The sequence below is a fragment of the Corynebacterium urinipleomorphum genome, from assembly GCF_900155535.1.
In the GTDB taxonomy this organism is placed as follows: Bacteria; Actinomycetota; Actinomycetes; order Mycobacteriales; family Mycobacteriaceae; genus Corynebacterium; species Corynebacterium urinipleomorphum.
The window spans coordinates 282,309-301,431 of sequence record NZ_LT706963.1 but is presented as its reverse complement, the minus strand read 5'-3'; the positions used below and the strand labels follow the sequence as shown (position 1 = coordinate 301,431).

Annotated in this window: 18 protein-coding genes; 6 read left to right on the top strand and 12 right to left on the bottom strand. The window is 64.2% G+C overall.

Translation table 11 applies throughout. The annotated features are described in order from the left end of the window. Positions 1 to 104 precede the first annotated feature (104 nt). Positions 105 to 1,376, top strand: coding sequence for a chymotrypsin family serine protease (locus tag CZ338_RS04295; protein ID WP_143341252.1), 1,272 nt, complete (start codon positions 105 to 107; stop codon positions 1,374 to 1,376). Positions 1,377 to 1,400: 24 nt separating this feature from the next. On the opposite strand, the gene mshA is transcribed toward CZ338_RS04295, so the two are convergent. After that, positions 1,401 to 2,672, bottom strand: a complete 1,272-nt coding sequence (gene mshA, locus CZ338_RS04290) for a D-inositol-3-phosphate glycosyltransferase (RefSeq protein ID WP_087117056.1) — start codon at positions 2,670 to 2,672, stop codon at positions 1,401 to 1,403. Between the two features lie 61 nt (positions 2,673 to 2,733). Beyond that, positions 2,734 to 3,876: a MinD/ParA family ATP-binding protein gene (locus CZ338_RS04285; RefSeq protein WP_407919361.1), complete on the bottom strand. Its 1,143-nt coding sequence runs from the start codon at positions 3,874 to 3,876 to the stop codon at positions 2,734 to 2,736. A 282-nt stretch (positions 3,877 to 4,158) separates the two neighbouring features. Here CZ338_RS04285 and CZ338_RS04280 point away from each other — a divergent pair, with 282 nt between their 5' ends. Next, positions 4,159 to 6,045 carry a long-chain-fatty-acid--CoA ligase gene (locus CZ338_RS04280; RefSeq protein WP_087117055.1) on the top strand — a complete coding sequence of 629 codons (1,887 nt, stop codon included), beginning with the start codon at positions 4,159 to 4,161 and terminating at the stop codon, positions 6,043 to 6,045. A 2-nt stretch (positions 6,046 to 6,047) separates the two neighbouring features. On the opposite strand, the gene CZ338_RS04275 is transcribed toward CZ338_RS04280, so the two are convergent. Then, positions 6,048 to 7,151: a UDP-N-acetylmuramate dehydrogenase gene (locus CZ338_RS04275; protein ID WP_087117054.1), complete on the bottom strand. Its 1,104-nt coding sequence runs from the start codon at positions 7,149 to 7,151 to the stop codon at positions 6,048 to 6,050. Here CZ338_RS04275 and CZ338_RS04270 point away from each other — a divergent pair. From CZ338_RS04270 to CZ338_RS04260, 3 genes are all read left to right on the top strand, one after another. Continuing rightward, a complete protein-coding gene (locus CZ338_RS04270; RefSeq protein ID WP_087117053.1) occupies positions 7,140 to 7,631 on the top strand; it encodes a DUF2505 domain-containing protein in 492 nt (163 codons plus the stop codon). The two genes, CZ338_RS04275 and CZ338_RS04270, sit on opposite strands and share 12 nt — an antisense overlap. A gap of 18 nt (positions 7,632 to 7,649) precedes the next feature. Then, complete coding sequence (locus CZ338_RS04265; protein WP_087117052.1) at positions 7,650 to 8,465, top strand: SAM-dependent methyltransferase; 816 nt, start codon at positions 7,650 to 7,652, stop codon at positions 8,463 to 8,465. Between the two features lie 66 nt (positions 8,466 to 8,531). After that, a complete protein-coding gene (locus CZ338_RS04260; RefSeq protein ID WP_087117051.1) occupies positions 8,532 to 9,308 on the top strand; it encodes an LmeA family phospholipid-binding protein in 777 nt (258 codons plus the stop codon). Here CZ338_RS04260 and CZ338_RS04255 read toward each other — a convergent pair. The 8 genes from CZ338_RS04255 to CZ338_RS04220 all read right to left on the bottom strand — a co-directional run bounded on the left by CZ338_RS04255 (position 9,305) and on the right by CZ338_RS04220 (position 16,728). Next, positions 9,305 to 9,925, bottom strand: coding sequence for a hypothetical protein (locus CZ338_RS04255; protein ID WP_087117050.1), 621 nt, complete (start codon positions 9,923 to 9,925; stop codon positions 9,305 to 9,307). The genes CZ338_RS04260 and CZ338_RS04255 overlap by 4 nt on opposite strands. 10 nt (positions 9,926 to 9,935) lie before the next feature. Beyond that, positions 9,936 to 10,199, bottom strand: coding sequence for a DUF2516 family protein (locus CZ338_RS04250; protein ID WP_235839461.1), 264 nt, complete (start codon positions 10,197 to 10,199; stop codon positions 9,936 to 9,938). A gap of 98 nt (positions 10,200 to 10,297) precedes the next feature. Beyond that, complete coding sequence (locus CZ338_RS04245) at positions 10,298 to 11,041, bottom strand: CGLAU_01105 family protein (RefSeq protein ID WP_087117048.1); 744 nt, start codon at positions 11,039 to 11,041, stop codon at positions 10,298 to 10,300. Positions 11,042 to 11,081: 40 nt separating this feature from the next. After that, on the bottom strand, positions 11,082 to 12,407 hold the full coding sequence (locus CZ338_RS04240; protein WP_087117047.1) for a DUF445 domain-containing protein: 1,326 nt from the start codon (positions 12,405 to 12,407) through the stop codon (positions 11,082 to 11,084). Between the two features lie 85 nt (positions 12,408 to 12,492). Further along, positions 12,493 to 12,870 carry a hypothetical protein gene (locus CZ338_RS04235; protein WP_087117046.1) on the bottom strand — a complete coding sequence of 126 codons (378 nt, stop codon included), beginning with the start codon at positions 12,868 to 12,870 and terminating at the stop codon, positions 12,493 to 12,495. 158 nt (positions 12,871 to 13,028) lie between these two features. Beyond that, positions 13,029 to 13,778, bottom strand: coding sequence for a succinate dehydrogenase/fumarate reductase iron-sulfur subunit (locus tag CZ338_RS04230; RefSeq protein WP_087117045.1), 750 nt, complete (start codon positions 13,776 to 13,778; stop codon positions 13,029 to 13,031). Beyond that, the gene (locus CZ338_RS04225) at positions 13,778 to 15,790 is read right to left on the bottom strand and encodes a fumarate reductase/succinate dehydrogenase flavoprotein subunit (RefSeq protein ID WP_087117287.1); all 2,013 of its coding nucleotides are present in this window, start codon (positions 15,788 to 15,790) and stop codon (positions 13,778 to 13,780) included. The genes CZ338_RS04230 and CZ338_RS04225 overlap by 1 nt, the downstream gene beginning before the upstream one ends. Positions 15,791 to 15,969: 179 nt before the next feature. Next, positions 15,970 to 16,728, bottom strand: coding sequence for a succinate dehydrogenase cytochrome b subunit (locus CZ338_RS04220; protein WP_087117044.1), 759 nt, complete (start codon positions 16,726 to 16,728; stop codon positions 15,970 to 15,972). A 318-nt stretch (positions 16,729 to 17,046) separates the two neighbouring features. On the opposite strand from CZ338_RS04220, the gene CZ338_RS04215 reads away from it, so the two are divergent. Next, positions 17,047 to 17,523 carry an SRPBCC domain-containing protein gene (locus CZ338_RS04215; protein ID WP_087117043.1) on the top strand — a complete coding sequence of 159 codons (477 nt, stop codon included), beginning with the start codon at positions 17,047 to 17,049 and terminating at the stop codon, positions 17,521 to 17,523. A 152-nt stretch (positions 17,524 to 17,675) separates the two neighbouring features. Here the strand turns inward: CZ338_RS04215 and lpdA are convergent, their stop codons facing one another. Then, positions 17,676 to 19,088 (bottom strand): dihydrolipoyl dehydrogenase, encoded by a 1,413-nt coding sequence (gene lpdA, locus CZ338_RS04210; RefSeq protein ID WP_204211843.1) that lies wholly within the window; start codon positions 19,086 to 19,088, stop codon positions 17,676 to 17,678. Between the last annotated feature and the right edge of the window lie 35 nt (positions 19,089 to 19,123).

Below are 19,123 nucleotides of genomic sequence, written 5' to 3'. Positions count from 1 at the left end.
GAGTTCTGCCGCGAATCACCATGGCTGAGGGGCTCAACTGGAACAACAAGATTCACAGGTGCCGCCCGCCGCGGGAGGGCCCGAAGTGTTCTACATTCGCTAGTGTGATTGCGCGTCGAATTGTCTCTTCAACTGTCCTTCTCGGCCTCGCACTGAGCGCCATTCCAACCTCCCAAGCGGCGCCGGGCCCGCTGCCCGGTACAAAGACGAATTCGCACGCTATCGCGGCCCCGGGGGCACCGATGCGTGTCCGCCCGTACGACCCGGAGCGGCCGTTCGGGCCCGATCAGCCGGGCACGTACGAGATGACGGGCGTGCACACGCACCCGGAGGCATTCACACGGGTGTGCTCGCAGGGGCCGGTCGGCGATGTCGCGCTGGAAAATGGCGGAACGCAGCGCGTCATGCTCACTGCGGGTCACTGCCTGGCCGGCACGACGGATCAAGGCATCCTCATGGGCCAGGATGTCTACGCGCCGATCCGCGGCGGTTACCAGCGCGTGGGCTCCGTCGGCATTGTCCGCACCGTCAACGTTCCCAGCGGATACGACGGCTTATCGACGGCTGCCCGCAAAGCCCGCAACTCCACCGACTGGGGCATAGTGGTGCTGGATCCCGGAATCCCCGTTGACGGTGCTGCGGCCTCCCGCGATCGTTTCGGCGGGCAGCCGAGCTCCCCAATCCCCCTGACCGGGGTGCGTGATTTCCCCACTCTGGCTCCCGGTGAGTTCCGTCTGGACAACTTCGGCCAGCCCCTCTGCAAGGATGGCGCGATCGGCGCGCGCAAGTGCGGCGTCCAGCTGGCGTACAACGCCGACACCGTGTGGAGCTGGGGGCTCGACTACGCACCGGGAGATTCCGGCGGTGTGAATTTCGACCCGTCAAACGGCCAAATCGTCGGCATGACATCCATGGGCATCGGCCCACTAGGCACTGCTCAGCGCGCAGACCGGGCGCTCGAGGTGGGCTACGACATCCCCGACGGTCACGTCAACGAGAAATTCACGCCGGCAGCAGCAGCGGGTGCACGTGCGGATTTCGTGCCCGCAATGGAAGAAAAGACTGAGATCGAACAGTACCTGCGGGAGAACAACCCGACGCTGACTGAGGAGCAGTTGACGCCGCCCACTCCGAAGCAGCAGTTCGACACCGCCGTCCACGCCGCCCAGCAGGACGCGGCCGCCATCGCCGGTGACACCCAGACATTCGCCGTGTCCGCCGCCGTCGCCCTCGCCGCAGGTGATGCCAGCCCGGCTGAGGTCGGCGATTCGGCCCACCGCTTCAACAACGCCGTGGGAGCATACGCGTCGGCGCACGCCGAGAACATCGCTGGGGCAGGGCTGAACTGGGCACTCGACGAGCTCGGCTACAACTAACTTCAGCCCCGTGCCGGGCCGCCGCTAGCTGCCGGTCGCGTGGCGGCGCTGCGTCCCCGGTTCAAACGCTGAGCGAGTCTGTTCGTACACCTGCGCCAAGCACGAAGCCGATTCCGACCAACTGAAGTGAGCGGCGCGGGCGACGGCGGCTTCGGCCATGGTGAGGCGCCGGGCATCGTCGTCAAGCAGGCTCGCGATCGCGTCGGCCCACGGTCCCGCATCATGCCCGTCGACGAGCACCCCTGTCTCCCCGTCCGCGACCGCGAGCGGCAGTCCGCCCACGCGCGCTGCCACCACTGGTGTTCCCGTGGCTTGCGCTTCCACCGCGACAAGGCCGAAAGACTCGTTGTAGCTCGGCACTGCGACAAGATCCGCCGCCTGGTAGATGGCCACCAGCTCCTCCGGCGGGCGGGGGCCCAGGAACCTCACCGTGCGGCTCAACCCCAGCTTGTGCGCGAGCGCGCGGTAATAATCCACCGAGGCATCGCTTCCCGACGCCCCTCCGCACACAATCACCCGCAAGTTCCTCCCCGGATCCCTCTCCACGATCTCTGCGACCGCCCGAAGCAACACCTGCGGCCCCTTGAATTCCTGCAACCGGCCAACAAACGCGACGACCTGACTATCCAGCGGAATGCCCAGGTGCCGCCGCGCAAGCTCGGTATTCCGGTTCGTGCCCGGGGTGAACAAACGCGTATCCGCTCCCGGGGTGACCACGCGGATGCGGGAGGGATCCACATCGTAGTGCCGGCTCAACTGGTCAATTTCATCCTCCGTGTTGACCACCAGCACATCTGCGTTGTCCACCAGCTGCTGCTCGCAGATCCTCCGCGCCTCCGTCTCCGGAGAATCGCCCCCCGCGTGCTTCTGCGCTGCATTCTTCACCGCCGCCCACGTGTGGCCGGTATGGATCAGTGGGACCCGAGCGAGATCGCGCAGAAGCCATCCGACCTGGCCGGAAAGCCAGTAGTGGGAATGAATGAGGTCGTAATCGCGCCCTTCCTGCCGCGTGAACTGCACAATGCCCCCGGCGAACGCCGCCAGCTGCGTCGGCAGCTCCTCCTTAGCCAGACCTTCGTACGGCCCGGCCACGATGTTCACCACGCGCAACCCGCCGCAAACCTCGACGACTTCACCTTGGCTCGGCCGAGTCGCCCGCGTGAACACGTCCACCTCCACCCCCGCCGCAGCGAGCTCACGGGCCAGGTTCAGCACATAGACATTCATTCCGCCCGCATCACCGGAACCCGGCTGCTCGAGCGGAGAGGTGTGCATGGAGATCATCGCGACGCGCATGCGATCAAGTGTAGAAGTGCCGTGAACCACCGCGATGATGTACCAAGCGGGACCTGCGGGATTACCGTGCGTGCCTGTGCCATTCCCCGAAATCGACGGCGATTGTCGCCGCTAGATTCCGGTAAGCGCGCAGTGTATTAGGCCGCATCCGATCCAAATCCACTACGGCCCCTTCGGCGAGGTGCGGATCGTACGGCACCACGTGGACAGCGCGAGTCCGGGCAGCGAAATGAGCAATCAGGGAATCCATGTCCACCGCCGCTTTCGGCGACGGCGGAGCGGAGATCACCACCACGGCGTTCGACGCCAGCCGCCCGTAGCCGTGCAGCTCCAACCAATCCAGCGTCGCCGACGCTGACTGCGCCCCGTCCAATGCGGGCGAACTGACCAAGACGAGTGTGTTGGCCAGATCCAGCACACCCGCCATCGCCGAATGCATCAGTCCGGTGCCGCAATCTGTCAAGATCAGGTTGTAGTGGTGCTGCAGGATATCTACTGCGCGGCGGTAATCCGCCTCGCTGAATGCTTCTGAGACCGCCGGGTCACGCTCGCTGCCGATCACCTCCAACCGGGACGCCCCCTGAGTGGTGTACGCCTTTATCTGCGCGTACCGGGTCGTGTCATCAGCAGCGAGAAGGTCCCGGATCGTCGCCGGCCCCGGCTCCGCCACTCGCTGGGCGAGGGTGCCAAAGTCCGGGTTCGCGTCGATGGCGATCACCCGGTCACCGCGTGTTTGCGCCAGCACCGAACCCAGCCCCACCGTGGTCGTGGTCTTTCCCACACCGCCTTTCAACGACATGACCGCGATGCGGTAGTCCCCGCGCAGTGGTGTGCGGATCGCGTCAGTCACCCGCGCCCGCTGCTCCTCCCGGCGCGACTGTCCCGGGTTGATTTTCCCTCCCGTCGCTCCGTGCACGAGCTTGCGCCACCCCTGCCGCGGCGGTGCTTTCACCGGCCTCGCTATATCCACGTGGTCGAGCACCTGCGGTTGAGGTTGCCCAGGCTGCGGATCGTGCCGCATCCGGGACGGGGCCTGCACATGCCCCTCCGGGTTGTCCGGCTCCGCAGGCGCGGCGAGCATTGGCTCGTGCTCTGTCTCCGGCGACGGCCCGTCCGGTGTGCGGTGGAGCCCCACCCCCATTTCGGGAACCCACTCCCCCAAGCCGGTGTTCGCGTACCTGCGGTACTGCATTTCGGTTCGCATGTCAGTCACGTGCTTTCCCCCGAAGCATCTCGCTGATGAGTGTCGTTCGTCCGCGACACTACGTCGCAGAGCCGTGCGTGTGGGGGTTGGAATGTCTACTTCAGTGCGCAACGGGGGCACCGAGAAGCGAATGCCCACCCCACCCCCTTTTCGTGACCAAGATCATAAATTATCTGACAAGCTACTGAAATCACTTATATACTTTGTCGGAGTAAATCAATCGGGAATTTACTAAGCGCCGAACGACCAATTGACGAGACACCTACACGGAGGGCAGAAACAATGTCGGCATTCGAAGAAAAAGCCTGGCTGTCGAGCTACGCAGAGTGGACCCCGCCGGAGGTCGATCTCGGCGACGACACTCTTCTGGACCTGTACGAAGAGACCCTGTCCAAGCGGTCCTACAAGAACGCCATGTGGTTCTTCGGCCGCGCCACCACCTACTCCGAACTGGACAAGCAGGTCCGCAGCTGCGCCGCCGGCCTGAAGGCGTTCGGTGTCCGCCCCGGCGACCGCGTCGCTCTGGTCATGCCGAACTGCCCCCAGTTCGTCATCTCCTTCCTGGCGGTACTGCGCCTCGGCGCTTCGGTCGTGGCGCACAACCCCCTGTACACCGCACACGAACTGCGCGGCCAGTTCAATGACCACGGCGCCCGCGTGGCAATCATGTGGGACAAGTCCGTCGAGAACCTGGCGTCGCTGCGCAACGACACCCCGCTCGAGACCATCGTCTCAGTGGACATGACCAAGGCCATGCCGAAGTACATGGAACTGGCCCTGAAATACGTGCCGTTGAAGAAGCTGCGCGAATCCCGCAAGAAGCTGTCTGGCCCGGCTCCGGACACCATCCCCTTCGAAACCCTCCTCTCCGCGGCAATCGGCGGTGAAGGCCACAACCTGGAGAACCCGGACATCGACCAGGACACCACCGCCGTCATCCTCTACACCTCCGGCACCACCGGTGAGCCGAAGGGTGCCCAGATCACCCACGGCAACTTCAACCACCAGATGAAGGCCGGCAAGACCTGGATGAAGGACCTGGGCAAAGAGGAAGAGAAGGTCCTGGCGGTGCTGCCGCTGTTCCACGTCTACGGCCTTGCGCTCAACCTGGGCCTGGGCCTGTTGGTCGGCGCAGAGATCACCCTGCTGCCGGCTCCGGAGCCGGATTTGATCCAGGACGCGCTGAAGCGCAACCCGCCGACATTCGTTCCCGGTGTGCCCACCCTGTACCAGCGCATCGCCGCCTCCGCCGAGGAGAAGGGGCAGAAGCTCACCTCGATCCGCAACTCCTTCTCTGGTGCGTCCACTCTGCCGGTGTCCACGGTCGAGGCGTGGGAAAAAGTCACCGGCGGCAAGCTCGTCGAAGGTTACGGCCTCACTGAAACCGCTCCGATCGTCACCGCGAACCCGATGAACGGTACCCGCCGTCCGGGGTACGTGGGCGTGCCGTTCCCGAACACGCTGGTGCGCATCGTCGACCCGGACAACCCGACCGAGCTGATGCCCGACGGTGAGCCGGGCGAGCTCCTGGTCAAGGGCCCGCAGGTGATGAAGGGCTACCTGAACAAGCCCGAAGCCAACGAGAAGGCCTTTGTGGACGGCTACTTCCGCACCGGCGACATGGGTGTCATGGAAGAGGACGGCTGGATCCGCTTGGTCTCCCGTATCAAGGAGATGATCATCACCGGCGGCTTCAACGTCTACCCGGATGAGGTGGAGAACGTGATGCGCGCGCACCGCGACATCGCCGACATCGCCGTTGTGGGTCGCCCGCGCGAGGATGGCTCGGAGGATGTCGTTGCGTGTGTCACCCTCGAGGAAGGTGCCGCGCTGGATCCGCAGGGCCTGCAGGATTACGCCCGCGAGCGCCTCACCCCGTACAAGGTGCCGCGCACCTTCTACCACTTCGAGGAGCTCAACCGCGACATGACGGGCAAGATCCGCCGCCGCGAGGTCCAGCAGTCCCTCATCGACCGCCTCAACGCCGGCACCGCTGCCGACGGTGAGAACTCCGAGGGCACCCCGGAGGAGCCGTCTGAAGAGCAGGTGCAAAAGGGCGAGCAGGAGAACGGCTGGTCCCTGAAGAAGGCTCCGGAAGGTGCGGCGCCTGAAGCAGAAGCTGAGAGCGGCGACGATGCCGGCCGTCACCGCCTCGACGAAGACAACTAAAGCTAGTCCAGTGAGAGCCCGATCCACACAGGTTCGGGCACGAGCTCCACGCCGAAGCGCTCGCGCACACCGTCACGCACAGTGCGCGCCAGCTTGACGACGTCACCTGCCCCCGCCCCTCCCCTGTTCGTCAGCGCCAGAGTGTGCTTGGTGGACAACCGGGCGGGGGCTTTGTCGTCCGGGAAACCGCGGTGGAACCCGGCGCGTTCGATGAGCCACGCCGCCGACAGTTTCACTCGGCCGTCCGGCTGCGGGTACCGGGGCATCGCATCACCGTCTCCGGGCCGTTCAGCTTCCGCGGCACGCGCAATGACGTCGGCTTGCTCCGGCCCCACCACTGGGTTGGTGAAGAACGATCCTGCGGACCACGTGTCGTGGTCGTCCGCGTCCAGCACCATGCCCTTGGCGGCGCGCACGCGCAGGATTTCCTCGCGCGCCTCCTTCAGCGGCAGTTGCTTACCACCCAGGTGGCGCAGCGGGATCGACAACTCCGACGGCTCCAGCTGCAGCTCGATTTCCAGCACGGCTGCTCGGCCGGTGAATTTCAGGTTGGAGTAGCGGTACGCCAGGTCCAAGTCATTGGCGGGAACCCATTCGACAACACCGGTCTCGCGGTTGTAGAGGCGCACCCGTGTGAGCACGTCGCCGACTTCGGCACCGTACGCACCGACATTCTGCACCGGCGTCGCACCCGCCGACCCCGGAATGCCTGACAGGGTCTCAATCCCTGATAGACCCGCGTCCACAGCAGCCGCGACCACGTCGTCCCACACTGCGCCTGCACCAGCACGCACCAGACCGTCGGCACGCACCTCGATGTCGTCGTTGCCCGCCACCACGACCGTCAGGTCCAAGTCACCGTCGGCCACCACGAGGTTCGATCCGCCGCCGAGGATGAGCAGGGGGTCACCTGCGGCGTCGAGAAGCGACACTGCGTGCGCGAGTTCCTCCGCTGTCCGCGCGCGCCACGCGGCACGCGGCGCCCCTCCCACGCGCAACGTGGTCAAATCCTTCAAACGCACGCCGTCCAAAGGCTCCAAATCCAAATGAGTCGCAGATGTTTCAGCCACGACAACAAAGGTAGTCTGTGTGGCATGGCTACTCATAGCGACAACACTGTGACCATCAACCAGCCCGCTGAGAAGGTGCACAAGGCGTACTCCACCCGCGAATACTGGGATTACATCGCCCAGCACCTCTCCCCCGAGCCGGGCGAGGTCAACGAGTTCACCGACAACTCCGTCACCCTCTACGAGGTACTCCCGCAGACCCTCCTGCCTGAGGCTGTGCGCGCCATGGTCTCCCAGGCGCTGAAGGTCAAGCGCGTGATCAACATCGGCGCACTCGAGGGCGAGAACGCGGACATCTCGTTCACGGCAGACGTGAAGGGCACCCCGGTGGACTTCGGCGGCTCCATCAAGCTCGCCGGCGAAGGCGAGACCACCAAGCTCAACTACGAGACTGAGACCTCGGTGAACATCCCGTTCATGGGTCCGGCCATCGAGCCGAAGGTCGCTGAAGCGCTCGAGGACCTGTTCAATCAGGAAGGCGAGCTCACCGAGAAGTGGATCACTGAAAACCTGTAAACCCAGGCAGTTCTCACGATGGCCGATCATGCCCACAACCTGCGCTCGCAGGGCGGGAATGGTCGGCCTTACGGCGTTATTACCCGCGGCACCACCGGGTTTAACCGCCTGCGGCGCTCCGACCGCTGGACACGCTACAACCCCGACGTGCAGTCCCTACTTTCAGGCACCCCGGAACCACTGGCCATCGACCTCGGTTACGGCGCGTCCCACACCACCACCGTTGAATGGGCCCGCTGGTTGAGACAGATCAACCCTGCCACCCGGGTGGTCGGCCTTGAGATCCACCCCGACCGTGTCCTGCCGCCCCGCGACGGCGTGACGTTCGAACTCGGCGGCTTCGAGCTCGCCGGCCACCACCCCCACCTCGTGCGCGCATTCAATGTCCTGCGCCAGTACGACGTGGATGAAGTCCCCGCCGCGTGGGAGACAGTCACCTCGCGGCTCGCGCCCGGAGGGCTCTTTATCGAGGGCACCTGCGACGAATTAGGGCGCCGCGCCGCATGGCTGCTTATCGACGCCACCGCGCGCCCACGCTCCCTCACCCTCGCCTGGGCCCCCGACGACGTGGAGCGCCCCAGTGACGTGGCCGAACGCCTGCCCAAAGCACTCATCCACCGCAACGTGCCCGGGGAGCCCATCCACGACCTCCTCACCGCCGCCGATGCCGCGTGGGAGCACTCCGCCGGCTGGGCACCCCATGGCCCGCGCGTCCGTTGGCGCCAGGCCCACCAGCTCCTCCGTGACGCCGGCTGGCCGCTTGAACCTGTGCGCCGCCGCATACGGGACAACACATTGACTGTGGATTGGTCCGCAGTGGCCCCATCCAGCTGATTTACCCCGCCCAGAGCAGATCACGCGGTTGTCAAACATCAGTGACGTCACGCACAATAGGCATCTATGACCCGCACTTCTTCAGGCCGGGGCTGGAAAATCGCTCTGGGCATTCTTGCTGGACTTCTCATTCTGCTGTTCCTCGCGGAGATCGGCATCCGCGGTTTCATCGCGCAGCAGATCCGGTCCGGCATCCGCGACTCCGCTCCCGAAACCGCGGACATGCGTGAGGACGCGTCAGTCCACTTCGGAGCCTCTCCGGTCTTGCTTGGACTTGCGCGCGGGAAACTGCAGCACATCGATATCGATGTCCCGTCCACCCTCGTTCCAGACAGCGACGAGATCGTGGGCAACCCGCCTGCCACCATCAACGCGACGGGTTTCGTTCTCGACCAGAACGATCCCAGCGCCGACTCGCTCGTCGTCCACACCGAGCTACCCCAGGCGCTGGTGCGCGACATGCTCCAGCAGGAGCTGCGTCGCTCGCTCGACGAGTCCCAGGACGGACGCTTCGCCGAATACGACGAGATCCTCACCGTCTCCGATGTACGCACGAACCCGGCCGACGGCACGTTCAATGTGACGTTCTCCAACGGTGCGTTCGGCGTGGAGTTGCGCCCGCACGTCGATGACGGGCAGATGGCGTTCAGTGCCGAATCCACCCAGATTCTGGGCCGTAACCTGCCCGACTTCTTCTCGGAAGCCGTAAGTAACGCTCTCCAAAAAGGCCTGAACGAAGACATTGTGGGGCCGCTGCGGATTCAGGAGTTCCAGGTCGTGGACAACGGGTTCCGCATCACAGTTTCAGGTGAGCAGGTGCACCTGAACGAGCTGCCGGTCTAGCCCCGCGCGGGAAAGACCCGGCCCGCGCCCGCCAACAGCGCGTCCGCAGCCGCGTCCAGAGAGTCGACAGCGCCGTGCACCGCCAGATCGCACGTCACGGCGGGGAGCTCGGCAATGCCCGGCTTATCGACGCCCACCGCAACCACATCCACCCCCACTTTCCCCACCGCGTCTGCCAGCTCCTGAAGTGCTTTCTTCCCGATGGATGACGGGATGGTCACCCCGAATCGTGTCGGTTCATCCACGATCTGGCTTACCGCGATGACGTCCGCGAGAACCGCGTTCACATCGTTGGAGGCATCGTCTACGTCGACCGCGATCCACACTTCGTCGGCGCCGTCCTCGACAGCCAAGCGTGCTTCCGCCGCTTTGATCAGGCTGTGGTGCCGGCCCGTCGGCCACCCGATCAGCGCAATGACGTGCGCAGCGGACCCTGCCTTATCGGACACTCGTTTAGTCTGCGCGACGTGGGTGGGTTCGCACACAATTCCCGCGCCAGCGATCTTCACGAGCTGCGCCACCTCACTGTCGGTGGCGCTGGGAGTACCGCCGGACAGCACGTAGTCGGCTCTGCCCACCCGGCCGGCAAGCCAGGCAAGGTCGCTTCTCTCGTCCACTCTTCCTCGACTACCAGCCGTAGTTGCCGCGGATGATGTTGTTCAGGTGCGGGCGAACGTCGAAGAAGTAGAGCCCGACGAAGATGCATCCGATCAGCCCGAGGAACGGGAAACCGCTGAGGCACGCGATGCCGCTGCCTAGGAGAATGCCCACCCACGCCCATTTGGGCATTCGATCCCCTGCTTCGAAAGCATCGGGGCGGGTGAGCCCCGCCATGACCGCGCCGACGATTCCCGCGATACCCACGACCGCCATCAGGAGCACGCGGAGCATTGTCGGGGCAAGCACGATCCAGTTCTGCAGGGAGAGTTCGGGCAACTGCGTCAGCGTCATCGGGTAATCGGGCCTGCTTTCAAGGTGTGAATCGCGGTCTAGGAATTCTTCGGGTCGGGGTTGGACTGGCCGTTGTCCTCGACCACCTCGCCGTCGATGATATCGGAGGCGGTACCACGCCCAGCGGAAGTGTCCGTGGGTGCAGGCTCGTCGGAGGAGAAGACGGAGCCGAGGCGGTTGATCATGTCGTCCAGACGCGAGCGCATGTCGGCGATGGTGTCCTCGGCAGAGCTGGTGCCGCTGGCGGTGTTGTTGGCGGTGTCTTCCGCGCCAGCTTCGCCGCCGCGGTTTCGCATCTGGTTCACGGCGACGTTGAAGGACTCGCGGACCTCGTCGGCGGCATCGCGGAAAGCGGACTTCATCTTGTCTGCTTCATCGGACTCGCGGGCGGTGTCGGCGGCGCGGGTGACGCTGCCCGCGAAGTCGCGGAAGATGGACTCGGCGTCGCCGGCCAGGGAGGCGGTGGCCGCCCGGAAATCACGGTCATTCTCCGCGCCCTCGTATGCCTGGCGGGCATTAGCGATCGCAGCCTTGAACTGGTCACCGAAACCAGCGTGGTCGTCGGTCAAGTCCTCGGTGTGGGCGGCGTGAGCACCACCGGAAATGTCGGCATCGCGGTCAGCGCGGAAGTTGCGGCCGAACTCGCCGGCCAGATCCCCCAAGCGGGACCATGCGTTCAAAGATGCCTCACCAGCACCCTTCAGCGTGTTGAGGATGCTCTCCTCACCGTTGTTGTTCGCGGAATAATTCGGTTTGGAAGCGTTGCCGGTGCGGTCGGTCATGGGGTCTCCTCTAAAGGCGCAGGTTAACGGGAACAGGAAGCTAAAACAGTATCTGCGTCACAGTGTAAATAACCAGGCCCGCCAGCGCACCGACAATCGTTCCGTTCACGCGGATGTACTGCAAGTCCTTGCCCACCATGAGCTCGATCTTGTCGGCTGCTTCGCGGCCGTCCCAACGCTCGATGGTGTCGGAGATGATGGCCGTGATGTCGGAAGCGTAGTTGTCGGCGATGAACCGAGCCGTGCCTTCGATCCGCCGGTCCAGGGACGCACGCAGCTCGGGCTCCTCAACGATGCGGCCGCCCCACTCCTGCGCCAGTTCGGCCACGCGGCGGCGGAGGGGGGAGGAGGGGTCAAAGGAGGCGTCGATAAGCGACTGCGAAACAGCGCCCCACAGCTCTCCCGCAACGGATTTCGCGGCCGTGGAACCCATGATGTCCCCTTTGAGCTCCTCGACGCGGGTGATCATGTCCGGGTCGAACTGCAGATCGGATGCGAATTGCCCGATAGTGCGGCGGATCGCCTGGCGCGCGGCGTGGTTCGGGTCCGTGTCGATCTCCCGCATGAAATCCTCGAGCTCTCGGTACACGCGCTCCCCCACCAGCTCTTTTGCGAAACGCGGCGCCCAGCTAGGCATCCGCTCATCAATCATGGTCACCACGGATTCCTCCATCGTGCCCACCTTCGCGCGCCCCCACGCGATGATGTCCTCGACGACCGGCTCCACTTTGCCGTCTGCGATGAGACCGTCGAGCATGCGGCCGAGAGGCGGCCCCCACGCGGGCTCCGCAAGCCGGTCGAGTACCTGGTGGTTGATCAGCGCCTCCGCATCCTTCGGGTCGACCGCCGCGACGGCGTTGCCCGTGAAGCGGCCGACCTGCTCCGAGACCTTCTCCGCGTTCTCCCGCTGCGACAGCCACGCTCCCGCGCGTTCCGGGAGATTCGCCTCAGTGACTTTCTCCGTGATCAGCTCCGCGTTCAGGAAGTTCTCCCCCACGAACTCGCTGAGCGCCCCACCGATCTGGTCCTTCTTCTTCGGCACCAGCGCCGTGTGCGGAATCGGGATGCCCATCGGATAGCGGAACAGGGCAGTCACCGCGAACCAGTCCGCCAGCCCGCCGACCATGCCCGCTTCCGACGCCGCGCGCACGTACGGCACCCAACCCGGGGCCGAGCCGCGTGTGATCCACCATTCACACGCGATGTAGACCACCGCAGCTACTACGAGTAGCCCCGTCACCCATGTCTTGTGAATCCGCAGCGAACGCCGCCGCTCCGCCTCCACCTCCGGCGAGGGACCGGGAACAGCGAGACGATTACTCATCTGCACCTCGCGCTCCTCTTCCTCCAACGCATGCTTAGCCATGCAACGATTAAAGCGCAAAAGAACCTCCCGCTCACGCATGCGCGCGCAAGCAGGAGGTTCTGCGGGCTCCCCTAAGAGGAGGAGCTTAGTTACGGCGGCCGGTGGCCTTGCTGTACTGGCGGTAGCCGGAGCGGCCGGCGCGGATGGTGATGAAGCCGCCGATGAGCGTCGCAGCGGTGAGCACCGCACCCACGATCAGGACAGTCTGGGAAATGTCCTCACTCGCGCCGTGGCCCCAGATCGTGGTTGCTGCGCCGTAGATGAGGGTGCCAAAGCCCGCCAGGGAAGCGAGAATCAGCGCCATGCCGACCCAGGTGATGTGCTTGACCAGCGAGGAGTGCGGGGCAGCCAACGACACCGGGTCGTAGCCGTCGACGTAGCCGTCCTGGATGGTCGCGCCGTACTCCGGGAAGCTCTCGACCGAGATATCCGCAACCGGTGCGGGTCCTGCATGTCCACTCATGGAACTGTCTCTCTTTCCTTGTGCGGGTGTGCCCGTGAAGTGTTTTCTCTCATTATAGGCAGGTCTTGCCGGGCACAACCCCGGCTAGCCCACCTTGTGCGGCGACCGCCGCGGACCCGCTGTGGGGCGGGCCCGCCGTGGCGCGCGCTTGGCTGTGCCTAGTCGTCCTTACCGCGGAAGGCAGCGCGTGCGCGCTCCTTGTTGATCGCGCCGACGGCCTCCAGCGGAATGCCCGCCGGGCAGACATCCGCGCACTCGCCGTAGAGGGTGCAGTGGCCGAAGTTGGTCTCCAGCTCGTCGACCATCTGGCGTGCGCGCTTGCCGCGCTCCTCCTTGCCCAGCGGCAAAAGCTTGAGGTGGCTCAGCTTCGCACCGGTGAACAGGTGCGCGGCACCGTTCGGGCACGCCGCGACGCAGGCGCCGCAGCCGATGCAGGCAGCGAAGTCCAGAGCCTTCTCGGCGGTCTCGTGGTTGACGTGCAGGGTGTCGGCATCCGGAGCGGTGCCCGCCTGGAGCGAGACGTAGCCGCCCTGCTGCATCACGCGGTCCAGCGCCGAGCGGTCCACGGTGAGGTCCTTGATCACCGGGAAGGCTGCGGAGCGGAACGGCTCGATGCGCAGAGTGTCGCCGTCCTTGTAGTTGAACAGGCGCTGCAGGCAGGCGGTGGTGTTCTGGCCGGCGCCGTGCGGGCGGCCGTTGACCGAGACACCGCAGGTGCCGCAGATGCCCTCGCGGCAGTCGGAGGCGAAGGAGAACGGCTCCTCGCCTGCCTCGACGCGGGCGTTGTTGACGTGGTCCAGCAACTCCAGGATCGACATCTGCTCGACAGCGTCGTCGACCTGAACGGTCTCGAAGTTGCCCTCGGTGTCGGGTCCGGCCTGACGCCAGATCTCAAGTGTCAGTTTCATTACTTGTAGTTCCTTGTCATCAGCGGAATCGAATCGAAGTACAGGGGCTCAGCATGGCGGATGAACTGCTCCTTGCCAGCCGGCTCCCATGCGGAGACGAAGCACCAGTTCTCGTCGTCGCGCTCTGCCTCGCCGTCCTCGGAGAGGTGGTCCTCGCGGTAGTGCGCACCGCAGGACTCGTCGCGGTCGAGAGCGTCGATGATCATGAGCTCGCCCAGGTTGATGTAGTCCGCGACGCGGATCGCGTTCTCCAGGGTCTGGTTCATGTCCATCGCGTCACCCGGGATGTTCACGTTGGCCCAGAAATCCTCGCGCAGGGCGCGGACGTTCTTCAGGCCCTTCTCCATCAGCTCGACGTTGCGGGAGACACCGCAGGATTCGTAGAGAATCGCACCGAGCTGCTCATGGTAGTAGTCCGGACCGTGCGGATCGGCACCGTTGATGTTCATCAGACGGTTGATCAGCTCCTGGGAGCGGTTGACGGCAGCTGCGACCTCCGGGGATTCCAGGCTCAGGACCTCTTCGTTGAGGTGGCCGGCGAGGAAGTTCGGGACGGTGAACGGGAGGGTGAACCAGCCGTCCACGGACGCGGACAGCAGCGAGTTCGCGCCAAGGCGGTTCGCGCCGTGGTAGGTCCACGAGCACTCGCCGGCGGCGAACAGGCCGTCGATGGACGTCATCTCGTTGAAGTCGGTCCACAGGCCGCCCATGGTGAAGTGGACGGTCGGAGCGATGCGCATGGGCACCTCGTACGGGTCCTCACCGATGGAGTCCTCGTACATCTCGAACAGGTTGGAGTAACGCTCCTTGATGGTGTCCTTGCCCAAGCGCTCGATGGCATCGGAGAAGTCCAGGTAAGCAGCGTTGTTCAGCGGGCCGATGCCGCGGCCGGCGTTGATCTCCTTAGAGATCGCGCGGGAAGCAACGTCACGCGGGACGAGGTTACCGAAGGCCGGGTAGCGGCGCTCCAGGAAGTAGTCGCGCTCCTCCTCCGGAATGTCCGCCGGATTTCGGTCGTCGCCCTGCTGCTTCGGGACCCACACACGACCGTCGTTACGCAGGGACTCCGACATCAGCGTCGTCTTCGCTTGCCACTTGGCGTTGACCGGCAGACCCGTCGGGTGGAACTGCACGAACGCCGGGGAAGCCAGGTAGGCGCCGTGCTCGTAGGCGCGCATGATGGCCGAGGCGTTGGAGTTCTTCGCCAGGGTGGTCTTGTGGTACACGTTGCCGTATCCGCCGGTGGCCAGAACCACAGCGTGGCCGGTGAACGGCACCAGCTCACCGGTGATCAGGTTGCGGGTGACAATGCCCTCGCAACGCTTCTTGCCGTCTTTCTCAGTGATGATGAAGTCGACCAGGTCATTGTGGGTGAAGATCTCCACGTTGCCCAGGTGGATCTGACGCTGGAGCGCCGATGCCGTGGACAGCTGGAGCTGCTGACCTGTTTGACCACGGGTGTAGTAGGTGCGGGACACCTGCACACCACCGAACGAACGGGTGGCCAGTGCGCCGCCGTACTCGCGCGCGAAGGGGGCGCCGATTGCGTTCATGTGGTCGATGACGCGGACCGACTCGACAGCCAGACGCCAGCAGTCGGACTCGCGGCAGCGGTAGTCGCCGCCTTTGACGGTGTCCTTGGTGTGGCGGTACGCGCCGTCGTTGTCCATCTTCTTGCCGCGGGCGGAGTTCACGCCACCCTGAGCAGCGATGGAGTGCGCACGGCGCGGAGCGTCGTGGTAGGTGAAGTTCTTCACGTTGTAGCCGAGCTCGCCCAGCGCCGCGGCAGCCGCACCGCCAGACAGGCCGGTGCCGACGACGATGACGGTGAACTTGCGGCGGTTGAGCGGGGAGACGAGCTCCATGTGGTCCTTCTGGTAGGTCCACATGTCACGCATCGGGATGCCCTTGGGCTCGTTGTTCTCCAGGATGTTGCCCGGAACAACACCGGCGGCCTTGGACTTCGGGTTGGTGAAGTCCTTGTCGCCGTCCTTAGCTGCCTGGTCACTCATCGGCTTAGCTTTGTCGGCGGTCTGAGTGGCCTGCTTCACGTTCGCCTTCTGGTCGACGCTCTTCGGAGCGGTCTGGGAGCGCGGGGCTTCTTTGCCGTCCACGCCGTTAGCGGGAGCCTTCTCCGGCTTCTCGTTGCCCGCGTTGTGTGCAGTAGTCATTGACGTTCCTCCAGCCGTTCCTAAGAAACCATTCCGAATGCGATCGCCAAAGGCATCACAATGTTGCCGATGACCACGATGGCCGGGATCCAGTACGCAAGCACGACCATGATGGCGTTGCCGCGCTTACCCAACCAGCCCAAGTCGGAGACCGCTAGGTAAACACCGTGGGTGAGGTGCATGAACAGTGCGATCATCGCGATGACGTAGAACAGCGTCACCGGCCAACGCGCGGGGTCGAAGGTGGCCAGCAGGTTGTTCTTCACTGCGCCGTGGGTGAAGGCCTCGGACGCGACGACCTCACCGATAGTCAGGTCGAGCAGGTGGAAGATGATGAACAGCAGCAGGATGACGCCGGTGACGATCATCCAGCGTGCAGCGGTGGACTGCAGGCCGCCCATCAGGTTGGTGCGGCGGAACTTGCCGCGGGACTTGCTCGAACGGGCCTTCAGGGCGAATGCGCCCCAGATGTGGAGCACCAGGCAGGCAAGAAGAACGATGCGGATAATCCACAGCAGAGAGCTACCGGGGAAAAGGGGCTGGCCCATCTCGCGCAGGAACGTGCCGTACTCGTCGATAGCGGCGGTCCTGCCGTGGTCGGGCATGAAGATCTTGAGGTTACCGACCATGTGGCCGATGACGAACAAGAAGAAAATCAGGCCGGTGACGGCCATTGTGAGTTTGAGTGCCCACGTGGGCACTCCGGGCCGTTCGCGGAGCGGCTCCTCAGTGATTTTGCCGTGACGAATTGCGTCACGATCTGCATGTTGAACAGTCATGGCACCTCCAGTGTCGATTCAACTTTACGGTTAACCGAAGGTTCCTCACTACTCGACGAAGGAGTCCACCCCCTCGCAAGCTGCGCACAAGCGGCATCGGGTGCACCAAAGCAGCAACGCGCCATCAACACCCCAGTTCACATCAGCACCAGCTTTTCGACGCCCACCCCCTCCCCGGAATGTGAAATAGCGCACCTGCACCCGCTTCACCTGACCCGCGGCACAATCACCACCCCGAAGGGTGTCGAACTTTGGTTTGTTAGTTCACCCTTATCTGCCCACGCTCGCAATCTGCCACACTTCGTTACAGTGGACCCCATGACTGATACGAATTCCGCAACCCGTGTTATCGACGCATCCGCCAACGACATCTTCGCTCTTCTCTCCGACCCGTCCCGCCACGCCGAGACAGACAACTCCGGCATGGTCGTCTCCGCCGACACCGACGCGAAGCTGGAGAAGGTCGGCGACATCTTCGTCATGAACATGACCAAGGAGGACGGCGACTACCAGACCCGCAATGAGGTCTTTGCGTTCCAGGAGAACAAGGTCATCGGCTGGCAGAACCTGAAGAACCTCACCGCCGATGTCGAGGTCGGCGCGAAGTGGCTCTACGAGCTCGCTTCCGAGGGCAACGACCGCACCTCCGTCACCCTGACCTACGACCGCAGCGAGATCGAGTCCGACGCAGTGCGCAAGATGTCCGAGAACTTCGACGACGCTGCCATGGAAGAGTCCCTCGCAGCTCTCGCTTCCGCTCTCGACGGCACCGACAACCCGACGCAGAAGAGCTAGCTAAGCTCCCCCTCCCCTACACACTGCACCCCTGCGGTCGTCCACACCCGGACTGCCGCAGGGGTGCATCTTTCTGCCGCACAAGCAGCCAGACACGCGAAAGTGCCCCGAGTTGGGAAGCTCGGGGCACGAGTCGTCGATAAGCGAAAGCGCTACAGGTTGATCATGTGGCCCTCGACGCCGTGGGCGATCTCCTTGAGCACCTCCGACAGCGTCGGGTGAATGTGCACGTTGCGCGCGATCTCGCCGGCGGTGAGATCGAAGCGCTGCGCCAGGTTGATCTCCGGGAGAAGCTCGGACACATTCGCGCCGACCAGGTGAGCACCGAGAATCTCGCCGTACTCACCGTCGACGATCAGCTTGCCGAAGCCCTGGGACTCCGCCAGACCCAGCGCCTTACCGTTCGCGGAGAACGGGAAGGTAGCCACCTTGATGTCCTTGTCCGCGAACTTCTCGCGAGCCTGCTCCTCGGTGTAACCCATGGACGCGACCTGCGGGTTGCAGAACGTCGCGCGCGGCATCATCTGGTAGTCGCCGAGCTCCATCGTCTCAGCGTCCGCGATCGTCTCGGCCGCAACGATGCCCTGCGCCTCAGCGACGTGCGCGAGCTGCAGCTTCGCAGTGACATCACCGATAGCGTAAATGCCGTCGACGTTGGTGCGCATGCGCTCATCGACCGCGATCGCGCCACGCTCCGTGAGCTCCACGCCCGTGTTCTCCAAACCGAAGCCCTCGGTGCGCGGCTGGAAGCCAACAGCCACCATGACGCGGTCCACCGTGATCGTCTCCGTGTCGTCGGAACCCTTCTTCTGGATGTCCACCTCAACGGAATCGCCGTTGTCGCGCACAGCCGTCGTCGCGTGGCCCGTGAGAACCTTCACGCCGAGCTTCTTGTACGCCTTGGTGATCTCCTTAGACACGTCCTTGTCCTCGTTCGGCAGAACGCGGTCCATGAACTCCACGACCGTGACATCCACACCGTAGTTGGACAGCACGTACGCGAACTCCATGCCGATCGCGCCCGCACCGACGATGACCATCTTCTCCGGGGCCTCCGGGTTGAGGATCTGCTCCTCGTAGGAGACGACGTTGTCCGACAGCTCAATGCCCGGCAGCGTCTTCACCACAGAACCGGTCGCGATAATGCAATCGTCGAACGTGACAGTCTTACCCTTGTCGTCGCCCTCGGTGATCTCCAGCGTCTTCGCGTCCTTGAAAGAACCGAGACCGTTGATCTCCGTGATCTTGTTCTTCTTCATCAAGTAGTGGACGCCGCCGACGATCTTCTCCGAGACCTTGCGGGAACGCTTGTGCGCGTCACCGTACTCGAACGACACATCACCCTTGATGCCGAACGTCTTCGCCTCGTGGTTGAAAATGTGCGCCACTTCAGCGTTCTTGATCAACGACTTCGACGGGATGCAGCCCACGTTCAGGCACACACCGCCCCAATACTGCTTCTCTACAACCGCAACCTTTTTGCCTAGCTGGGCTGCGCGAATTGCGGCGACGTAACCACCAGGGCCAGCGCCGAGTACTACAACGTCAAAATGTTCATTAGCCACGACCACTAGGATACGTGTGCTCGCGACAAACCGCT